Origin of the sequence: Albibacterium bauzanense, assembly GCF_004339765.1 — a bacterium.
GTDB classification, from domain to species: Bacteria; Bacteroidota; Bacteroidia; order Sphingobacteriales; family Sphingobacteriaceae; genus Albibacterium; species Albibacterium bauzanense.
Window position 1 is genome coordinate 55525 of sequence record NZ_SMGO01000003.1, and the last position, 21136, is coordinate 76660.

The 21136-nt window shown below is 37.5% G+C and carries 13 protein-coding genes; 2 read left to right on the plus strand and 11 right to left on the minus strand.

Going from position 1 to position 21136, the window contains the following annotated elements:
• Positions 1–2: 2 nt before the first annotated feature.
• Entirely contained in the window at positions 3–1271 is a 1269-nt protein-coding gene (locus tag C8N28_RS11585; protein WP_132225095.1) for a Gfo/Idh/MocA family oxidoreductase, read from the minus strand.
• Between the two features lie 234 nt (positions 1272–1505).
• Between C8N28_RS11585 and C8N28_RS11590 the strand changes: the two genes are divergently transcribed.
• A complete protein-coding gene (locus C8N28_RS11590; protein ID WP_132225097.1) occupies positions 1506–2639 on the plus strand; it encodes a putative sensor domain DACNV-containing protein in 1134 nt (377 codons plus the stop codon).
• A 191-nt stretch (positions 2640–2830) separates the two neighbouring features.
• Here the strand turns inward: C8N28_RS11590 and C8N28_RS11595 are convergent, their stop codons facing one another.
• Genes C8N28_RS11595 through C8N28_RS11605 form a run of 3 tightly spaced genes read right to left on the minus strand, consistent with a single transcriptional unit; the run spans position 2831 to position 7929 of the window.
• On the minus strand, positions 2831–3877 hold the full coding sequence (locus tag C8N28_RS11595; RefSeq protein ID WP_221410231.1) for a ThuA domain-containing protein: 1047 nt from the start codon (positions 3875–3877) through the stop codon (positions 2831–2833).
• Positions 3852–4718, minus strand: a complete 867-nt coding sequence (locus tag C8N28_RS11600; RefSeq protein WP_132225099.1) for a sugar phosphate isomerase/epimerase family protein — start codon at positions 4716–4718, stop codon at positions 3852–3854. Before C8N28_RS11600 ends, C8N28_RS11595 begins: the two co-directional genes overlap by 26 nt.
• Positions 4719–4764: 46 nt before the next feature.
• On the minus strand, positions 4765–7929 hold the full coding sequence (locus tag C8N28_RS11605; protein WP_132225101.1) for a PVC-type heme-binding CxxCH protein: 3165 nt from the start codon (positions 7927–7929) through the stop codon (positions 4765–4767).
• A 237-nt stretch (positions 7930–8166) separates the two neighbouring features.
• Here C8N28_RS11605 and C8N28_RS11610 point away from each other — a divergent pair, with 237 nt between their 5' ends.
• Entirely contained in the window at positions 8167–9120 is a 954-nt protein-coding gene (locus C8N28_RS11610) for a CAP domain-containing protein (RefSeq protein WP_132225103.1), read from the plus strand.
• A gap of 59 nt (positions 9121–9179) precedes the next feature.
• On the opposite strand, the gene C8N28_RS11615 is transcribed toward C8N28_RS11610, so the two are convergent.
• From C8N28_RS11615 to C8N28_RS11645, 7 genes are all read right to left on the minus strand, one after another.
• Positions 9180–10073, minus strand: coding sequence for a YncE family protein (locus C8N28_RS11615; RefSeq protein ID WP_221410232.1), 894 nt, complete (start codon positions 10071–10073; stop codon positions 9180–9182).
• Between the two features lie 344 nt (positions 10074–10417).
• The gene (locus C8N28_RS11620) at positions 10418–11257 is read right to left on the minus strand and encodes a glycoside hydrolase family 16 protein (RefSeq protein ID WP_246012814.1); all 840 of its coding nucleotides are present in this window, start codon (positions 11255–11257) and stop codon (positions 10418–10420) included.
• 40 nt (positions 11258–11297) lie between these two features.
• Entirely contained in the window at positions 11298–12218 is a 921-nt protein-coding gene (locus C8N28_RS11625; RefSeq protein WP_132225106.1) for a hypothetical protein, read from the minus strand.
• Positions 12219–12229: 11 nt separating this feature from the next.
• Positions 12230–13750, minus strand: a complete 1521-nt coding sequence (locus tag C8N28_RS11630) for a RagB/SusD family nutrient uptake outer membrane protein (protein WP_132225108.1) — start codon at positions 13748–13750, stop codon at positions 12230–12232.
• A 12-nt stretch (positions 13751–13762) separates the two neighbouring features.
• Positions 13763–16876: a SusC/RagA family TonB-linked outer membrane protein gene (locus tag C8N28_RS11635; protein ID WP_132225110.1), complete on the minus strand. Its 3114-nt coding sequence runs from the start codon at positions 16874–16876 to the stop codon at positions 13763–13765.
• 221 nt (positions 16877–17097) lie between these two features.
• Positions 17098–20007 (minus strand): triple tyrosine motif-containing protein, encoded by a 2910-nt coding sequence (locus C8N28_RS11640; RefSeq protein ID WP_132225112.1) that lies wholly within the window; start codon positions 20005–20007, stop codon positions 17098–17100.
• A gap of 107 nt (positions 20008–20114) precedes the next feature.
• The gene (locus C8N28_RS11645; protein ID WP_132225114.1) at positions 20115–20780 is read right to left on the minus strand and encodes an FAD-binding oxidoreductase; all 666 of its coding nucleotides are present in this window, start codon (positions 20778–20780) and stop codon (positions 20115–20117) included.
• Positions 20781–21136 lie beyond the last annotated feature (356 nt).

Below are 21136 nucleotides of genomic sequence, written 5' to 3' on the forward strand. Positions count from 1 at the left end.
TATTAGATGGTCCATGGTCCGCGCATTGGCTGATCAATTAAACGATTAGCTGCTTCGTCATTAATAAACTCCTCCTTAACCGCATCATACTTAAGTGTTCTTCCAAGCCTTACAGCAGTAAGGCCCATATTAACCAATGTACAAGAACGATGCCCGTTCTCTTCATTTAAAGCAAACTTCTTACGTGTTTTTACAGCTTCTATAAAATCCGTAACCTGTGCCTCAGGCTCAGGGAAAGAAGCTAATTTTTGCTCCATATTAGGAATATCCGAAACAAAACCACGGAATAATTTCCCGTCCGGGCCATCAATATAAGGTACATTTTCAATTGCCCCCTCACCATCTAAAATAATCTTACATCCATCTGCGTAGGTATACGTAATTTTACGCCAGGTACCTACTGCATCACTGTGTTGTTGCGGTGCATCAACTTCTATCGATATCGGACTTTCATTATCTTTTCCTAAAAAATATTGAACCGGATCTAAATAATGTTGCCCCATATCACCCAATCCACCACCATCATAATCCCAATATCCTCTAAAAGTAGTATGCACACGATGTTCACTATAAGGTTTAAAAGGAGCAGGCCCTAGCCACATATCATAATCAAGTTCAGCAGGAACCGGGTCAACAGGCAGGTTCTCTTTACCCACCCAATAAAACTTCCAATCAAAACCAGTATGACGCCCAACTGTAACTGTTAAAGGCCAGCCCAGCATTTTAGAGTCTACTAATTTCTTAATCTTTTTAACAGGAACACCCATCCCGTAAAAATTACTATCAAATCTAAACCAGGTGTTTAACCTAAAAATACGGCCATGTTGCTGAACAGCTTCCCTAACTCTTTTTCCTTCTCCAATAGTTCTTGTCATCGGCTTTTCACACCATATATCTTTCCCTGCTTTCGCAGCTTCTGCAGCCATAATACCATGCCAATGAGGTGGAGTAGCAATATGAACAATATCTAAATCAGGCATTTGAATCAAATCCCGATAATCTGCAAATTGCTTAGCACCATTTTTCAGCATATCAGCCGCAAGAGCGAGATGCCTTTTGTCTACATCGCAAATTGCGATAGTCTTTGTTCCGCCATAATTAAAGTGGCCACGGCCCATACCGCCAACCCCAATCACAGCTTTTGTTAAATGATCGCTAGGTGCCAGGTAACCTTGGCCTCCTAAAACAAAGCGAGGTACAATTGTAAATGCAGCTGTTGCAATAGCCGCATTCTTTAAGAATCCACGTCTAGAGTGTTTTTGTTTATCCATGCGTATTAAAGTAAATAATATTTATACAGGTTAAAAGCAGAATGATTTATTATTAGGATGTATGGTGTTTCTAATTTAGTATTTTTTATTAGAAAACAAACATTTATTAAAATTAACAGCCAAACAAAAACCTGCGATAAACACAAAAACACGCAATAATTAAATCGCTTTTTTGTAATTTGCTCCCCTGCTTAGCTATTACTATACAAGTAAATTAAAACATACAAGAGAAGCATGATTTCAGAACCTACTTATTTAGCAGCTAAAATGGTCTCAACTGAGATCAAAGAACACTTTATTGAGCAGCAGAAATCTCATCAGCATAGAGATTCTCAAACATCTCTGGTACCTGATACGTATGTTATTGAAGCAATTATCGACACCGCATTTTGGGCAAGCTTGCGCCATGAAGAAGGCTATACCCCTAAAATATCAATCGCTTATTTACCGCCTCAGGCAGGTCAGAATAATCTGATTTTAAGGCATTCTCAACGTCTCACTCCTTATCATTTAGTTAAACTATCGCCTGCTGTAATTGAGCCCGGTATTCATTTAGGAGTTTGGCACGATGGAGAGAACTTGTGTATTTGGGGAACTACGCATAATGTACCCGCATCTTGCTTTGTGCTAGAAGTAGTTGAAGCTGGTTTACTTGTAGTAAAACAAAAGCATGAGGCAGTTGGCCGCAAGTTTATCAACTTAGCTGTGCTAAAGGGGAATCAAATTAAAATGATTGACGAACGTCAATGGGGTTTTAGTAAAAAACCAGATATTTTATCTTCTCTTCTGGGTTTACCAATACCAGCTTTTGCCGGCAAGTCGGTCAATATTTTAGTAGAATTGGCTTTGGCTATGCGCAGACATGGCCGTGGAGCATTAATGCTCATTACACCTGCTAATAGTTCTGCATGGATGAAATCCATCGTTCAGCCAATTGGCTACAGATTAAATCCGGCCTATGCTTTGCTGCCTGATAACCCGGAAGATGAGATGGATTTGTATGAAGAATATGAAGCCCAATTGCATCGGGCAATCAATTCTATCGGTGGCTTTTCTGCTGTCGATGGAGCTACTGTCATATCCAACGACCATAAATTATTAGCCTTCGGAGCCAAAGTCGCACGATCAGATGCTGGTTTTCCGGTTGCGCAAATTCTACTGTCTGAACCCATTAAAAATGGGAAACCTGAACTACTAGACAGCACCCAAATAGGAGGAACAAGGCATTTAGCAGCCGCACAATTTGTTCATGATCAAAAAGACGCCATGGCTATGGTTGCATCGCAAGATGGTCTGTTTACTGTTTTTGTTTGGTCAGATGAGCTTAAAATGGTTCACGCACACAGAATAGATGCTCTTTTATTATAAAAACTCATTGCAAGATAATACATCAGATATAGCTGGTATTAGACTTGCTTTACATATTTGAGTTATCACCGAGTGATCCATCCGTTGTATCTGCGTTATTTTGCGTAAAACAACGCAGATACAACGGACTCTTCTTTTAAAAGTTCTTAAAAATGTATTAGAAGGTGTGTTTTAGCCTATTCTGAGGCCATTTATTTATAATCATTAGGCTTCAAACCTTTTTTGGAAGTTCCAAAGCCGAACATTAAAGGCTCATAGCTACCTACAAATTCCACGTTACTTTTCTCTGGTATTTTATCAGCTAAATCAACAGCCCAATAACAAGCATTGACGATGAGCCTTCTAAGATCTTCGTTTAATAAATCGATTGAAGACCCCATGGTTGTTGCAAAAGCCTTGCCTTTCTTTCCAGATTCAATGGAATAGCTTTTTGTCCATGCAACTGGCAGAATCTCCTTTTCCCAGCTTCCCTCACTTTCTGCTGTCATCCCCTTGGTTACTTGCCCCCAAACTAAAACTTCAGCATCTGTCACTAAATCATTGATACCGTACACATCTGTAGGCACCCAAATATCCTTTACACTGTTTAATATTGGGTTGGCTTTTCTTTTAGATAAACCGTTAATAAGTCCCCTGGTTCCTTCTTTTCCATGCTCACCATGATGATCAATCCAGGTTTCTCCTAAAACTTGCTTTCCAAATCCGCCTTCCCAACCTGCTTGTTTACTTGAATGGCCATATTTTGCATAAGGGCTATCTTTCATCTTATTACCAAAATTAAAAGCATGTGTAGCCGTTCTTAAACCAATTACAGGTTTACCAGCCTTTAAGTACTCGTCAATATACTTCATTTGCTCGTCAGGTAACTCTCTAAAACGAGTAGCTATGATGATCAAATCGGCTGAAGTAAGATTACTCAATCCGGGAATATTATTTTGATAAGTAGGATCTATATAACCAGTTTCAGGATCGATAGAAAACAGAACAGTTGTCTTAAAACCATGGTGGGTGGCAAGGATCTTGGCCAACATCGGCAAAGATTCTTCAGAATGATATTCTTCATCCCCTCCTATCAAAACAATGTGTTTACCATTGGCTTGAACTGGCTGAAATTGCAGCCATTGGTTCTCTTGTGCATTAGCACAACCTAGTTGAATAAAGAGAAAAACAATTAAAGAGCAGGTTGTTAAAATCAGGTTACGCATATCTGTTCTATTGATTAGGTATTTTATTTTCATGCTTTTTAAGCATTTCTTTAATAAATTTAAATCCTTGTTCGGCAATTGCCCAAGGTTCAGAATAGTCTCTCCAAACTCCAATAGAATTGGCAAAAGCAGGGTCATTTCTAGAGAAAGCCTCAATAGTGAGCCATCCATCATAGTTGATTTCAGCTAAGGTTGAAAAGGTTTCATCCCATCTTACATGTCCGTCACCTGGTGTACCTCTATCATTTTCACTAATATGAACGTGTGCTAAGACTGGCGAAATGGTATGAATGGATTGTGGAATCTTCTTTTCTTCTACGTTAGCATGATGGGTATCATACATCGCTTTCACATTAGGGTGATCTGCCAGATTAATTAACTTAGATAACTGCTCCATGGTATTGCACAAATAACATTCAAACCTATTTAATGCTTCTAAAGCCAAAGTAATATTTGCTTGTGCAGCATGATTCCCTGCTGCATACAATACTTCGGCCGCCCATTTATATTCTTCCTCTTGAGGAGGCATATGAGAGAAAATGGAATGGCCCGAATGGAATGGCCCGCAGATAATGGTTGCATTCATATCATGAGCTTTATCAATTGCGCGCCTAATCCGATCAATAGCCTTCTTCCTTACAATAGCTGACTTATCTATCGGATTTTCATCTTTCGTGCCCACCATAACTGCTGTAACACCCAGATCTAAACTACGGGTATAATCACCGAATTGCTTATATGCAGGGGTATCATCATCTCCTATAAAACACTCAACACCATTGTAACCAATGCTTTTCAATCGATCAACTATCGGAAAAAGATCATCCGACATGACAGCAGACCATACCAATACATTAAATCCAATTTTGTTCATTTCCATTATTCAATTTGGGGTGGCTATTATCTAACGTTTTCTTTATCTATTTCTCTAATGGATGCAAACTAAGTAATTCTTCTGGTGAATAAAAACCAGTTTTATTTTCAATGGAGGCTCTTACAGCTTTAACCTTTGCAGGAGAAATAGCTGGTGCTTTATTACCGAAAGAGTTTCTAACATAGGTTAATACTGATGCAATTTCTTCATCGTTCAGCATTCCTCCAAACGGAGTCATTGGAACCTGACCGGGATACTTTTTACCTAATACTTCAATGGGGCCTTGCAGACCTTTTAACGTTAATTTAATTAAACGATCTTCATTACCTAATGCCCATTGAGATCCTGAGATTGGAGGAAAGCCAGATGCTTCAAGACCTTTTCCATCGGGTTGATGGCAGGTAATACAAAAGCCATCGCGAGCAAAGATAGCACTCCCTTTAATGTAAAGATCTCTTTCAGCACCCTCAAGACTCGTTGTTACAACTGGTTCTTCCTCTTTCATTATTTCTCCTCTTAGTGATGCCAATGCGGTTTGGAAGGAAGGCATCATCCAATCATCAAGAGGCATTTTTCCAGCCTCATTTACAATTGCTAAACCTTGATCTTTTTCTAACCACGATGCTGCAACGATTGCCTCTAGCCGAACACGTCCATGTTCATCTTGAGCAGCCTTCATTAATAATTCTGTTTGATTAGGTATTTGATGACCGTTATACCCTAACACCTGAACTGCAGCACTTCTGGCATGATAATCTTTAGCATTTAACAAACGTCCCAGCAATTCCTGATCTACTTGATTCATTCCCCAGGTTACCCATAGAGCTTCTAACAGGTTGTGCTCAAAGTTGGGGTCATTCTGAGCAAGTTTTGCCACCCATGCTTTTGTAGCGGACAAAACTTCTGATACCTTGCGGCCTCTCAATTCATTTCTGGAGCGAGAACGCGTTCTGGCTTCCGGAAGTTTTAAGTTCTCTAATAGCTCTTCAATTGTAGCACCATCAACTTTCGCAGGTTTAACTAAAGGGCGAGATGGATAGGTTACTCTATAAATTCTTCCATGAACGTGATCACGAAGTGGGTCACGGGCATTATGTTGCATGTGGCCAATTAAGACATTATGCCAATCAATTATATATAAAGAGCCATCAGGTGCAAACTCAAGATCTACCGGCCTGTAGTTTCTATCATCTGACCAAAGAAGATCTTGTCTGTGCCTGCTTTTATAACCGGTTCCATCATCGTCTAATGTATGTTGTTTTGTACCCAAGAAACCGATGGTATTATTTAAAAGAAAATCTCCTTGAACTTCATCCGGAAAATGGCGGCTATAGATAAATTCAAGACCTGAAGTTGGTCGAACCCGATGATCTGGCTCAATTAAATCCTTGGAATTGGGATTAGATTGTCCAAACCGGAGTTTAATAGATCCCGGTCTCATCCATCGAACAGCCGGACTTGAGGTTTCTGTAAAGAAGTTCTCTCCCCATTTATCAAAGGCAATTCCCCATGGATTAGGAATTGGTAATTGAGCTACACGATCCAGTTTATGGCGCAGAGGATCATACCTGTAAAATCCACCATTAGTTGCACGAACCGGGCCGTAAGGAGTTTCAACATTGGTATGCAGAAAAACGCCCTCACCCATGTAAATTCCTCCTGCGGGGTCGACCGTATAGGCGCTGTGAGCATGATGGGTATCATGATCATCAAAACCACTTAACAGGATTTCTTTGGTGTCTGCTTTATCATCACCATCAACATCTTTTAATATTACCAGATTAGTTCCTTGAGAAAGATAAACACCTTCTTCTGTAACTTCAAAACCAATTGGGAGATGTAATTTATCTGCAAATACAGTTTGCTTATCTGCTTTTCCATCACCATCTGTATCTTCATAAATAATAAGCTTGTCATTTGGCTTAGGGTCTCCCGGCCTCCAATGAGGATAAGTTGGCATGGTAGCAACCCAGAGACGACCTTTATTATCAAAGGACATTTGAGCAGGGTTTTCTAAGTCAGGGAATTCTTCTTCTGAAGCAAATAGCTCTACTTTATAACCTGGCGCGACATGGAATTTATCAAGCGCTTCCTGACCATATAAATAATTAGGATCGCCATTTACTTTCGGATCATAATTGGTTTTAACCGGTGGCAATACAGATGTTTTTTGATCGGCAAGCGCTAAATCCATCTTCTCTCCCTTCGCAGCTTTCCATATGGCCTCATCTCTGATAGCAGTCATTTCACGTAATTTAGCGACTTCTGCCGGATAGTTATCTGCACCGAAAGGATCGTATCTACGTCCGTATGCATGAACACCATTAGGAATTTTAAAATCGCTGTGCCACATCCAGTTTTTTTCAAGCACGGCATCGTGCACTAAGTCTTTGTATTCTTCTGCTTCTAAAGAAGCATTTCCAAATATCTCATCTGCAAGGAGTTTTGAAAACTTGACATAACCATTGTCTGTTAACTGAAAACCATCAATAGTTAAGTCTTCTTTAGAGGAATTATACCATCTTTTTGATGGATTAAAAGCATCTACAAAAAGGATGTTATTTTGTGCAGCCACCTCTTCCATTGCATTGCTATACAGCTCAAGGTTTACATTCTCCTTTTTGCCGTTTGGAAGATCGATTTTAGCAGAAAGATCTTCAAATGCAATCGGTGAAACAATAGCCAATTGAAGAGTAGTGTCACCATTATATTTTTGTGATAAGGTATGTTTTATGAAAGCATCCAATTCTGCTTTATAATTTGCTAAACCTTCCTCGCCATCAAATGACTCATTATATCCAAAAAAAGCGATTATAATATCAGGCTTAAGGCTAAAAAGCCACTCATCTTCGGTAGGGAAATGACCTTCGCTATCAGCATAGTCTGCTAATTCAGGATGGAATTTTTCTGCACCAGGAAAGGCCCATGGCGATTTTCGTGCAGAATGGGGTCTGAACCCCGGTGTATTTCCTCCATCGCTCATATTTCGTATAAATAACAAGCTGTCTGGATAGCGTAGATGCATTTCAGTCTCGAAATGACCGTAATTCATCATTCTTGATCCTAGATTATTACCAATTAAAACAATACGAGATCCTTTTTTTAATTGAACAACGTTTTTATTTGAATTGGTGCACTGAGTGATGCTAAAAAGAACTAATAAGGCTCCTAAGAGCAAAGAGAATTTTCTAAATATTATGTTTCTTTTCATGGTTGGTTAAAGGGTTATAATAAGTGACCTAACGCTCTTTGTGTGGTTACACTCCCATTCTGTAATATAAATAAACGATTTTTTTCGCTAAAACGAGTTTTTCCGTTAAGTTATCTAAAGATAAAATATATCAATCGTAATACTATCCTGCCCTGACCTGAAATAGAGCTGATCTATTTATAAACTAAACTTTAAGATAAACTGCTTGTTTTATTTAAAGTTATAGCAATTAAAGAGATGAACTTTATCAGCATCATATTAATTATAATTTTATTACTGAGTACAGTTAATGGAATAACGAGAGGTTTTATCCTAAGTTTTACCAGCTTGCTTTCCTGGCTAGGAAGTCTTTTGCTGATGATTTTTCTTTATCCATATGTTGTGGATTTCTTAAAAAGAATAATGGAGGATAACCTTTGGATTATGCCTTTTGCGGTTTTTATTAGTCTCATTGTTACAGGATTATTTATGTCTTTATTATTCAACCAATTTTTAAGATTTATACCGATAAAGGCACATGATAATCTTGTAAACAAAATTGCTGGTGTTTTCCCCGGAGCTATTACTGGTCTTTTATATGCTGCACTTCTTTCATTGCTGCTATTGATACTTCCACTTTCAGAAAGGATTTCTAATGAAACCCGTAATAGTAAAATAGTCCAACAACTGACTCTTGGTTTAGACAAAGTTGAAAACCGCCTGAAGCCCGGATTTAAGGAAACCATTAGTCAGACAATGCAAATGACAACCATTGAGGAAGGTTCTAAAGAAACACTTAAACTTCCTTTTTCTGTTAAATTCCCGAAAGTCAGAGAGCCTTTAGAAAAGGAAATGCTGAACATGATTAATGTTGAGCGTAAAGCGCATGGCTTGGCCCCACTTGAAGTTGACAGCCGATTAACAAATGTGGCACGAGATCATAGTCGTGATATGTTTACACGATCGTATTTTTCACATATAAGTCCCGAAGGGCTATCTCCTTTTGACAGGATTAGAAAAGCAAATATTTTATTTTTAACTGCAGGAGAGAATCTAGCTCTTGCACAAACTATACCCATTGCTCATGAAGGATTGATGAATTCGCCCGGACATCGGGCTAATATTCTTAATCCTTCGTTTCGAAGGGTAGGAATTGGTGTTTTGGATGGAGGTATATATGGGTTGATGATTACCCAGGAATTCAAAAATTAAATTTACTATCTATTAATATTGGTACTATCAGACTTTCTAATAGTACCAATATTATTATTCTAATAATTTAACTTATACGCAGCTACTTCATTTTTCATAAAAGTAGGTACAATCACTAGGTTTTGATCTGCAATAAAGCCAATATCAGCTGTATTCGATTTTTCAGCCTTGGTATCAACCAATAAGGTTGCCTTATCACCTTTAATCAGATAAATTTCGCCAGCCCAGCGACTTGCAACGAATGTACTATCGTTAAGAATAACAAGTCCATCACCACCTTTAACTTCAGAATTAAGAAGGCTTCCTTTGTACTCTGTGGTGTCATATTTGTTCAATCCTTGTTTATCAAGAGTATATAAGCTTCCTTCATACAATTCTAATCCATTAATGCCATCGGCATTATTAATTACAGCCATTGTACTTCCTGCCTGATTTAATGAATAAACAGTACCTGCATCAGAATCTGAGAAATAAACAGTTGTTCCATCACTTGCAAGATCATTCAAGAATTTTGCTCCTTCAACAGGGATGGTTTTCTCAATGCTTGCAGTTTCTAAATCAATAATTTTTACTTCATCAACATCTGTTACGTAAAGTTTTCCATTTAAAATGGCCATACCCTTAGGTGCATTCAAACCTGTTACCCATTTCATGTTTTTAACAGAACCATCGGAATTAAGCAAAGCAATAAAACCATCGCCATCTTTTGCACTTGGATCTGTATTACCACAAGAAACATAGATGGTATTATTAGCAGGGTTATATAATGTGGATTCTGACCCTGTAAATGTAGAATCTGTTTTCCAAACTTGGGTAAGGCTAGCTACTGTATCCTGAACAACCTCATCGTTGTTGCTATTATCATTTTGATTCGTATTGTTGCACGATACAATGGCTGCAATACAAAATGTAAATGCTAAATAACTGAATACTTTGTTTGTTGTTTTTTTCATAATGTTGGGGTTTTAGATTGTATTTCTTTTTTCATAAAAATATATCGTTAAAAGTACAAAATATATCTTTTTTAAAGAATTAATAAATAAGTGATTACATTAATAAATTTACAACTTTAATTGATACCTCACTGATCTTCCTGCTCCTTCTTGATTAAAAACACCAATCTCATGCAGATGTTGCAAATCTCTTGTTGCAGTAGCTTTAGATGTTGTAGTAATTGATTAGTATCTGAATTAAAAACAAAAGGCGATTAATATCATTAAAAATGATATCAACCGCCAAATGCAACCAACCACTCCCGTTTTGACAAAGAAACGAGAAAGAACTTTATTTAACTTTACTATTGTAAATCATATACACGTACATAATCTACTTCCATTTTTGCCGGAAATGCATCTTCATCAACACCTTGCTGTCCTCCCCAATCGCCACCTACAGCTAAGTTTAATAACCAATGAAAACGTTTATCAAAAGGCCACACAGTATATCCTTTAGCTTCATTCGCTAGATGAAAAATTTCAACATTGTCTACAAAACCTTTTATATAATCTGGTGTCCAGTCAACCCGATAAACATGAAATTCTGTTGTAGCATTTTGAATTTTTTTGGTTGATGTTTTCTGAGTACCAATACTATGGTTGTAAGCCTCCGTATGCATACTGATATGTACTACGTCTTGATCATAGCCAACATGTTCCAAAATATCAATCTCTCCAGAAGCCGGCCAACCTCCATAAGCCCAATCAGTAGGCAACATCCATGCTGCAGCCCAGGTTCCTTTTCCAGGAGGAACTTTTGCACGCACTTCAAAACGACCATATAAAAAATCGCCTTTTCCCTTACTTACAAGACGAGCAGAGGTATATGTTAGGCCCTCAAAGTTCTCGCGCTTTGCTGTGATGGTTAGCAACCCATTTTCAACACGAGCATTTTCTAAGTTTGCTTCAGTATAATATTGAAGTTCATTATTTCCCCAACCGTTATTTTGGGAGCCAGCATCGTAACTCCATTTCTTAACATCGGGAAGGCCTTCATAATCAAACTCGTCTGCCCAGCTAGGTGTCGTAGAGAATGAATACTCTTTTGGCCCAATTGGTTCTGGCTGTGGTATATTAGGTTTTGGATTTTCACTCTCAGAACAAGCAAGAGAAAGTAATAGAATAGGAATTATTTTTAACATGGATTTCATAGTTTTATGGATAATTTATATGTTGGTATTACTAAAAAGAACGTAAAGTAAAGGTCCACCATCCTTCACCAGCTATATTAACACCTATTTTCAAAATGTCATATCCCTTACCGTCAACATTTTTCTTCATTTCTAAAATGTCATATAAGATAGATTCGCCTACCGGTCCTTCTGCAGTCTCACCTCCATTATGTGCTTTTTTCACACCAATTTGAGCACCTTTTCCAACTACTCTTAATTGTCCTAAATTTTTAACTCCTGTGCCTTCAGTTACTGAAAAACTAAATTCTCCTGAGTCCCATAATTTCTGATCCCCTGTTAAATTAGTGGCAGGTTCACATCCTTGAGTCTTATTTCCAAGATATCCATCTGCAAAGAAATCGCCTTTATTATCATAATTGAAGGTTCCTTCAGCATTAAATGAGAAGCTATACTCATCATTGAACTCACAGCTTCGAACTTGAATATCGCCGGCACCACTTGACCACCAGTCGCCATTATCAGGTCCGGGTCCAACTTTAAAAGCTCCAGCTTCTGGATTCAATTTCCATGTTCTGGCATCGCAACCTGCAATAAAACCAAGAGCTCTTGTATCTGCACAAGCTTCAGGGTCATTTTCACTCACAGTAACTGGTTTAGTTATATTTGCCATACCACCTTGCGAAACAACATTCAATTGTATATCGTATTGACCAGCAAAAATGAGGTTCAATTCAACTGTATCGCCCGTAAACTTTTGACCTGTACTAACAACTGTCCATTGTGCAATAGAAGGTGTGCTGGTTGTGTTAACTAGTCTAACCTTACCTTTTGTAAGATCAACTGCTTCGAAATCTGGTTGTGCAATTTTCTCTAAATGCAGGTTATCTCCTTCGATTTTGCATGCATTCAGAACCATCGTTCCCATCAAGACCCAGACTAAATAATGTAATTTTCTATAATTGAGTTTCATAATTTCCGTATTTATTTGGTTCCACCATATTCTTTATTCTGCTCTAACTTGGTATTGTCCAATTCTAGTAATGGTATAGGCAATACTTCATTCTTACCAACTACAAAACCGCGATCGCCTAAAGCTGCAGCTGCATCTCCCCAACGAACAAGATCAAACCATCGGTGTCCTTCACCTGCTAACTCAATTCGACGTTCTCTTTTAATATTAGGCATAGTTGCAGCTACAGGACCTAAACCGACCCTTGCACGAACAGCATTCAAAAGAGCAGCAGCACGGACCAAATTTCCACTGCCTCTAACAATTGCTTCTGCTTCTAATAAATAAGTATCTGCCAATCGAATATCATAGATATTTTGTGGAAAATTCAACTCAAATGATCCTGCACCGGTCCAGCGGTTAGATTCTCTTCCTGCGAATTTTTCAAGAAAATAACCTGTATCCATATATCCAGGAGTATAAGTACCTTTACCTTCGTCAACCAATTTATGCATATCTATAATGGTATATGGGTATCTTGGGTCATTCTTCATCAGATCTGCTAAATCAGCAGTAACGGGAAGAAAGCTCCATCCTGATACATAATCCGGGCCACCAGCACCAACACTGTAGCCACGCGGACCAACCATAATATTCAAAACATTACCTTCAGTACAGGTAATACATCCCCAATCTCCAACAGAAGTATTTGTAAATGAGATCTCAAAAATCGATTCACTATTAAATTTGTTATCTACTTCGAACAAGTCTGCGAAATTGTCTAATAAGCGATAACCATATTGGCTCGTTTGTCCTGGCTCTCCATTCACGGCAGCAAGCTGCTGTGCAGCCAAATCAAACTTTTCTTGTTGTAAATACACTTTTCCTAATAAGGCTTTGGCTGTACCTTGTGATACTCTGCCAGCTTCTGTTGCTGCAACAACCTTTATAGGGAGGTCTTCCATTATTGTTGTCAAATCGCTTTCAATAAATGCGTATATATCTGCAGGTGCTACTTGTGTCACTTCATATAGTTCGTTTCCTACCAATGGATGATCTATTAAAGGAAGATTTTTAAAGTAACGGATTAGGTCAAAGTAAAAGTAGGCACGTAGAAACTTTGATTCTGCTTCAAATCTTGATTTCTCAATTTCGTCCATTGGGATATCAGGCAATTTTGACAATAATATATTTGCCCGATTGATACCCATGAAATTCCGACGCCATAAATCCTCTTGTGGACCCACTGCTGGATTTAAGGTATAACTTGACCATGCTTGAAGATTAGGTAAATCAGATGAATTTCCACCACCGGCATAATGGTCATCCGAAGCTGCTGATGTTGCTAAAAGCTTTGTTGTATAGGAACCGCTTTGATAACCAACTATGTCATAAATAGCTACTAAACCATTATAAGCTTCTTGTCTATTGCGGTAATAATTATCTTCTAGATCTGTTCCTTTCGGCTTTAGTTCCAAGAAACTATCTTTACATGCCTGCAGACTAAAAAGAATCAGACACGCTATTATTGATGTGAATATCGTATTTTTCATTGTTGTCATAATTTAAAATGTTACATTAAGACCTACCATAAATGATCTTGCCTGAGGGTAAATTCCTCTGTCAATACTTAATATACCTCCTCCAATTTCAGGGTCGAAACCAGAATATTTAGTGAGCGTAAATAAGTTTTCTGACATCACATAAACTCTAGCCTTCTGAAGACCGATCTGCTGTGTCATTGAAGACGGAATAGTATATCCTAATTGTAAGGTTTTTAGACGGAAGAAATCACCATCTTCTAAATAGAAGCCAGATGGATATGCGAAGTTATTATTCGGGTCATTATCGCTAAGTCTAGGATAAGTTTCTGAAGAACCTGCACCGGTCCATCTTCCCAAAGCTTTGCTAGAATAATTTGCATTACCTATATCCAATCTTCTTAAACCTTGGAAAATCTTGTTTCCTGCAACACCTTGTCCAAAGACAACTGCGTCAAAACCTTTCCAAGCCACATTAAATGTAAGCCCAAATGCCCAGGTAGGTGTCGGATCACCGATAAATGTTCTATCGTCTTCACCAATTCCTCCATCATTGCTAAGGTCTGCCCATTTAAAATCACCAGGCTTTGCATTTGGTTGAATCAAACCTCCTTCAGCATTGGTATAAGCATCAATTTCTGCCTGAGTTTGAAAAATACCCAGGTTTTTAAAACCATAAAAAGAATTATAAGGCTGACCAACCATGGTACGTGTAATGTTGTAACTGGAAGCTTGAAAGCCAGCACCGTTTATAAAGCTAACACCTGCACCTATATTAGTCACTTCATTACGTACATAGGAAGCATTACCATTAACTGAGAAATCTACATCTCCCCATTTATTACGATAACCCAACTCTAACTCAACTCCTGTGTTTTTCATGTCTGCGACATTCGCAGCAGGGTTGCCAATTGCTCCTACGTAATATGGTATACGCGGATTTTGTAGTATTCCTTTGGTTACCTTGTTATACCAGTCAAACGTAACATTCAACCGATTAAGGAAAGTTAAATCAAAACCTATATTTGTCTGACTTGTTTCTTCCCATTTCAAATCTGGATTTGAAGGTGCATTCGGACTATATCCTACTGTATACATATCAGTTTGACCGATTGTATAGTTTCTACCTCCACTTACAGTAGCGATGTAAGCAAAATCGCCAATATTATCGTTACCAACAACACCATACCCTCCTCTTATTTTCAGTATATTAATACTTTCAACATCTGCGAGAAAATCTTCTTTTGAAGCTACCCAGCCAAGAGAGAACGAAGGAAACACACCATATTTATTATTAGAACCAAAACGAGACGATCCATCACGACGAATTAAACCTTCAGCCAAATATTTCTCTTGGTAGTTATAATTTAAACGTGCAAAAAGTGAAGACACTGTATGTCCCGCATTCTCATATCCAGACGAGTTTCGTTGATCTGTAGGAATATTGTAATTCATGGAGGCATCATCAAAATTGTCTACAGGAATATCGAAATAAGTTACATTCAACCCGGTAGAACGATTATCATAATAAGCTCCCTGTCCTATTAAGGCCTGGAAACTATGATCGCCAACTAATCGTGAGTAGGATACTGTATTTTCCAGATTCCAATCAAATCCCTTGCTTCTACTTCTTGTAAAATTATTCTGTGCATTCTGATTAGTTGCATTTAAATAAAATACTGGCGTAAAACTCTCGTTGCCCCAATAGGAAAGCTTAGATCCTAATGTAGAACGGAATGTTAAGCCTTCGATAGGTGAAATCTCTGCATAAACATTTCCAACAATATTATCCGACCATCCGTAATTTCCAAGACGCGTTTGGATATATGCCAGCGGGTTGGTCATTTCCTGAGTTACGGATTCTGAAATCCCATATGGATTTCCATTTTGATCACGTACTACTGGATTATCTGAATAAGGTTTACTGTTAATGATAGCTGGATCCGTTTCAACAACAGGTGTTAGTGGATCCAGGTTAATCGCTGCTGAAAGAGGGCCTCCAAACTCACTATTTGTGTTTCCAAGTCCTTGACTTTTTTCATGCGAATAACCAAGGTTTTGTCCGAATTTCAACCAGTCTTTTATTTTATGCTCTGAGTTAAGACGTATGTTAATTCGATTATACTTGGAAATTTCAGTTGCTACAATACCGTCTTGTGAAAGGTATCCAAATGAACCGTAAAAGGTTGACTTGTCATTTCCACCACTAATACTCAACTCATGATTATGTCGTTGTGCATTATTATTAAAAATCTGATCCTGCCAGTTGGTTCCTTCACCAAATTCCTGCGGATTAGCAAATGGCAATGCTTTACCAGCAGCAAGTGCTGACTCATTTCGCAGCGTTGCATACTCTGTTCCATTTAACAGACTGAGTTTACGTGCCGGAGCCGACGTTCCATAATAGGCATTGTAATTTACACGCATTGTTCCTGCAACACCTTTTTTAGTCGTTACCAGAATAACCCCTGCTGCTGCTCTTGCACCATAAATAGCTTGAGAAGAAGCATCTTTCAAAACCTCAATCGATTCAATATCCGATTGATTAAGATAGCTGATTCCGCCAGCGTCAACAACTACCCCATCGACTACCCATAATGGATTGTTGTTTCCGAAAGTAGTAATACCACGAACACGGATTGTGGCTGATGAACCAGGTTGTCCTGAATTACTAGCAATGGTCAACCCGGAAGTCCTACCTTGTAATGACTGCTCTATTCGGGTTACCGGCATCGATTCAAGATCGCTCCCTTTTACACTACTAATTGCTCCAGTAACTACACTCTTTTTCTGAGTACCATATCCTACTACAACCACTTGCTCAAGTTCGGTCAAGTCTTCGCGTAGAGATACATTGTAAATACCCGACGAATTTACAACGACTTCTTGAGTCGCCATCCCTATTTGTCGGAACTCCAAAGTTGCACTGGTCCCGGAAATAGTTAAATTGTACTGGCCATCCGCATTCGTACCAGTCGAAGTTGTAGTTCCTTTTACAGAAACGACGACCCCTGGAATGGGAGCGTTATCGGAAGCCCCGATAACTTTACCGCTTACTTGCAAAGTCTGAGCAGATAGCTCAGAAGCAAACATAAGCATACTTAATAACATGAATACATGTAGAATTCTCTGTTTCATAGAATGAAATTATTTAACATGGTTTAAAAATTTAGTTATAGCAATCCTTTGAGATAGCGGAGTGCTAGGTATGAAAGTAGATAGATAATGAGAAAACCAGAATTATCAGCCATCTACAATACCCCTACAATGGAATATTTCGTGATGTAAAAGCCACTACAATACCACTACAGCTAATTTGTATATAGCTATATATCAATTAATTAATAAATCATGAAATCTTATTCTGCTATGAACTGTAATAGGTAGGTGTGTAGATTGGTCTCAGGGCTAATTTCTAGCTTTTTTCGTAGCCGATAACGACCAACTTCGATTCCTTTTATAGTGATATTCATTAATTGTGCGATTTCCTTTGAAGATAAATTCATACGTAGGTATGCACATATTTTCAATTCATTTGAAGTTAAATCAGGATGCCTTGCTTTCAAGTTAGAAAAGAATCCCTCGTTTGCATTATTAAAATGTACACTAAATTTTTCCCAGTCCTCACTCGTACGTTCTCCTGATTTGACCAATCGCATTAACTGCCTAAAACTGATTGAACCCCAGTCAGCATCATCCTTTTTTGCAATTTCATGTATTTTGTCTTTAATCTTTGATAGAACCTCGCCGCGTTGAACTAAATGCATTGTCATACTCACCAACTCTCTATCTTTAAAATCAAGATCAGCTTTCAATTTCTCATTCTTAAGTCGGACTACCTCTTTTTCTCGATGATCTAATTCAAGCTGTCGAAGATATAATTCATTTTCGTGCTTCAATGTCAATTTACGTTTTTGCCTCTTTATATAGTAATATAGAAGCATCAAAAAGACAAGCGCATATATTATATAACTGAATGTATTTGCATACCATGCTGGTAATACATAAAAAGAATATGAAAGGACTTCTGATTCACTTCCACTGCTATTTCTTGATTTTACGTTGAAAGTGTATTTACCAGGTGACAAATTAGTATACTCTTTATCACTTTTACTATTCCAGGTGGACCAGTTTTTATCAAAACCTTCCATTAGATAGCTATACTCAACATTACCAAGCTGATCATAGAGTGTACTTGAAAAAGTGAACTGAAATGAATTCAATTTATAACTTAATTCTGCCAGATCCTGCGGAAACTGCCCATGTCCACCATACAATATCGTTTCATTCTTCTCCGCATCAAGAGCTTTCACAGTTCTTAATAGTACATTAGGCTCCAATATTCGTTCCCTATATTTATTATAATTGAGAAGAATACCTCCCTTATTTGCTCCAACAAATACATGGTTATTATCAAAAGCATAAACAGACTCATAGCCACCCAATACTCTTCCGTCTAATTCCGGAAAATAAACCAGGGTATAAGGTATTTCACCGTTTGATCTGGAAAAATCCAACACACCAAGTTTCTTCTTACTTACAAACCAAATATTTCCCGTTTTATCTTCATACATATACTCCGGCGAAACACCTTTTAAAGGTTTAAATAAATTCGACAACACAAATTTATCTTGAGATATATCATATTCATAAATACCATCTCGGGCTGAAACAAGGATGTTATTTCTGATATAGAATAAATAATTATTTAATGGCGAACTAAGCCCTTCATTCATTCCATATTCTTTCTGCGTCACAACCTTCTTTAAATCTTTCGATAGAAATAATTTAAAGACTCCCCGATAAGGGTGAGATACCCATACTGCATTTTCTCTTTCATCAAAATGAATGAAACGTAATGATTCCTCTGATCCCTCTACCTCTTTCGGATTAGAAAACTGACCATTATCAAATGAAATATGTTGAAGTCCCCAGTATGTTCCCGCAATAATACTTTGTGAAGGATATACTCTCGATACTGGTGTAAATAACCAGGTTCCCGGTGTTGAATAAATTTTCTTTGCGTTAAATCCATTAATACTATAGGCTCCATCTTCATGTCCCATCAACAAATTTTCGTTGATCTCATTCAACATCCATACTTGACCATCTGTGTCTGCTATCTTAACAAATCTCGAGTTAGCCATTCCGATATCTCCCAAATCTTTATACTGAAAACTACTTGCATACAACCCGTTAGATGTACCAACATAAAGCTTATTATCAAATATGCGCATTGTATAAGTACTGATAGGATTATCTTTATCAGGATGAATGTATTTTATAGCACTATTAATTGCTATAAAGTCTATTCCATCATCCAGCGCAAGCCAAATATTCTCATCCCGATCAATAAATACATCTCGAATATTATTTTTCTGCAGTCCCTCTCCATACATATATTTCTGTACTACTCTACCTTGTTTATCCATCACCAGTAAACCTGATGCTGTCGTTCCAAAAGCGAATAGATCTGTCGAAATTCTCTCACCACTATATATCCTACTAGTATACAGCATATTATCAACTTCCGTTATTTTAGGAAGTAACTGATTACCTACCAAGTAGAAAAGACCATTTTTTAATGTTGTAACTAATAAGGTATCTTGATTATAAGGAAGTATATGGGTTACAGGAGAAACATTGAGATCTGCATGATTAGCTAATGGTTTCCAAAACCCGCCATCATACTGCATCAAACCCTGCTCTTGAGATTGAGCATATAATTTACCATCAACCTCGCCCATATATTGCCAAGTATTCTTCGGTTTATCAACAGTAATACGTTCTCCATTATATCGAAAAATACGATTGTTCGTCATAAAGAAAACACCATCATCAACAATTGTGATGCGCCATACATCTGCAAATTCACGCTCTGTATTGATAATCAGAGGCACAAGCGAATGGTAGTGTAAGGTTCCTGTCTCATCCGCTTCAAAATATCCCAACTCATCTTGCCCGCCAACATAAATCCGATTTTTATTATCAACAGCTACCGAGCGCACAATTGTGCTATTTGGCAATGGAAATACTGACCAGTAATAACCATCAAAAGTCATTAACCCTTCATTATTGCCAAAGTACATGATGCCTTCAGAATCCTGATCAACGCTCCAATTCTGTAATCCAGCTTTATAAACCTCATTAGAATAATTTATAATTTGGGGTACAGCAATGGTACGCTGTGCCAAAGCATTGAAATTAACAACAAAAACAACAGCTATAACAGCAAACAAATAGCGGTTCATTTGGATAAATTGGTTCATGGTTTACTCAGATCTGACAAAAATAATTAAGCGATTTGGCTAAATATAATAAAATACTCGGATGGAGCTTATCTGCCTTAGCCAATTCAGAACAATCTTTACTATTCTTAAAATTGTTCTTTTACGATATGTGTGTCGTCTATGCCTAATTCTTGCAAAAAAATCAATACAGCATCCATCATCGGTGGTGGTCCGCAAAGATAAAAGTAAGTGTCGGAGCTCTCCATTTGTGCTTTAATTAAATCTTTTGTTATATATCCATGTTCAAACCCTGCCATTTCCTCTTCAGATAGAACATTAATAAAGTTTTCACCCAGCAAACGATTAAAAAATGCTTGGTTAATAATATCATTTGAAGTTTTGTTAGCAAATATGAGTTTGTTTTTACCAACACTATGTTGTTTTTCGAGACTTCTAAAAATGGAAATAAAAGGTGTGACACCTGCTCCACCTGCAATAAAAATCCCCTCACCTTTATATTGAATATCGCCAAATACTTCGCCGATAGAAAGTGAGTCGCCTTGCTTAAGCTTTCCTATTTGCTTTGTAACACCATTACGTTCAGGATAGGTCTTTATAAAAAACTCTAAATGATTATCTGAAGGTAAAGAGGTGAAAGTAAAAGGTCTTAACTCTTCTTCGAAACCAGGTTTATTTACAGAAACATCTACTGCCTGTCCGGGTACAAATGAAACATCTTGTGGTTTTTTCGTTTTAATGTGTACCACATTGTGTGTGTCATTTTCGATTGAAATTATTTTTATTTGCTCCATTATATTAGCTTTAATTACATTTCACCATAAAACCCCACTGTGCTATAAATATACTAAGGTTTTTTAACTAATGAGCGGACTTAATAATTGTAAAATATCAAATATTGTTTAATTAATTACTTGATAAAATCATAATAGTAGCTCTATGATCGTTTAATATTAGTGCACTAGTTTTGTAAATGCAAACAAGATAGCTGTAATTAATTTTATAAAGATCATGATCATGCTGGAATATGTAAAGTTGATTTTATCGAAGGTAAGTTTTGACAAGACTTTATTCGAAAGGGAACTGATTAAAAGCTTGAAAACGCTTAAAAAAGACGAACTAATACAACTTAAACAATGGTGTAATGAAA

What these genes read in the sequence shown, in the direction of transcription:
- C8N28_RS11630 (WP_132225108.1), bottom strand. Translation starts at nt 13,750, where the DNA reads ATGAAAAATACGATATTCACATCAATAATAGCGTGTCTGATTCTTTTT.
- C8N28_RS11645 (WP_132225114.1), bottom strand. Translation starts at nt 20,780, where the DNA reads ATGGAGCAAATAAAAATAATTTCAATCGAAAATGACACACACAATGTG.
- C8N28_RS11595 (WP_221410231.1), bottom strand. Translation starts at nt 3,877, where the DNA reads ATGAAAATAAAATACCTAATCAATAGAACAGATATGCGTAACCTGATT.
- C8N28_RS11600 (WP_132225099.1), bottom strand. Translation starts at nt 4,718, where the DNA reads ATGAACAAAATTGGATTTAATGTATTGGTATGGTCTGCTGTCATGTCG.
- C8N28_RS11635 (WP_132225110.1), bottom strand. Translation starts at nt 16,876, where the DNA reads ATGAAACAGAGAATTCTACATGTATTCATGTTATTAAGTATGCTTATG.
- C8N28_RS11640 (WP_132225112.1), bottom strand. Translation starts at nt 20,007, where the DNA reads ATGAACCAATTTATCCAAATGAACCGCTATTTGTTTGCTGTTATAGCT.
- C8N28_RS11620 (WP_246012814.1), bottom strand. Translation starts at nt 11,257, where the DNA reads ATGTTAAAAATAATTCCTATTCTATTACTTTCTCTTGCTTGTTCTGAG.
- C8N28_RS11605 (WP_132225101.1), bottom strand. Translation starts at nt 7,929, where the DNA reads ATGAAAAGAAACATAATATTTAGAAAATTCTCTTTGCTCTTAGGAGCC.
- C8N28_RS11625 (WP_132225106.1), bottom strand. Translation starts at nt 12,218, where the DNA reads ATGAAACTCAATTATAGAAAATTACATTATTTAGTCTGGGTCTTGATG.
- C8N28_RS11585 (WP_132225095.1), bottom strand. Translation starts at nt 1,271, where the DNA reads ATGGATAAACAAAAACACTCTAGACGTGGATTCTTAAAGAATGCGGCT.
- C8N28_RS11615 (WP_221410232.1), bottom strand. Translation starts at nt 10,073, where the DNA reads ATGAAAAAAACAACAAACAAAGTATTCAGTTATTTAGCATTTACATTT.
- C8N28_RS11590 (WP_132225097.1), top strand. Translation starts at nt 1,506, where the DNA reads ATGATTTCAGAACCTACTTATTTAGCAGCTAAAATGGTCTCAACTGAG.
- C8N28_RS11610 (WP_132225103.1), top strand. Translation starts at nt 8,167, where the DNA reads ATGAACTTTATCAGCATCATATTAATTATAATTTTATTACTGAGTACA.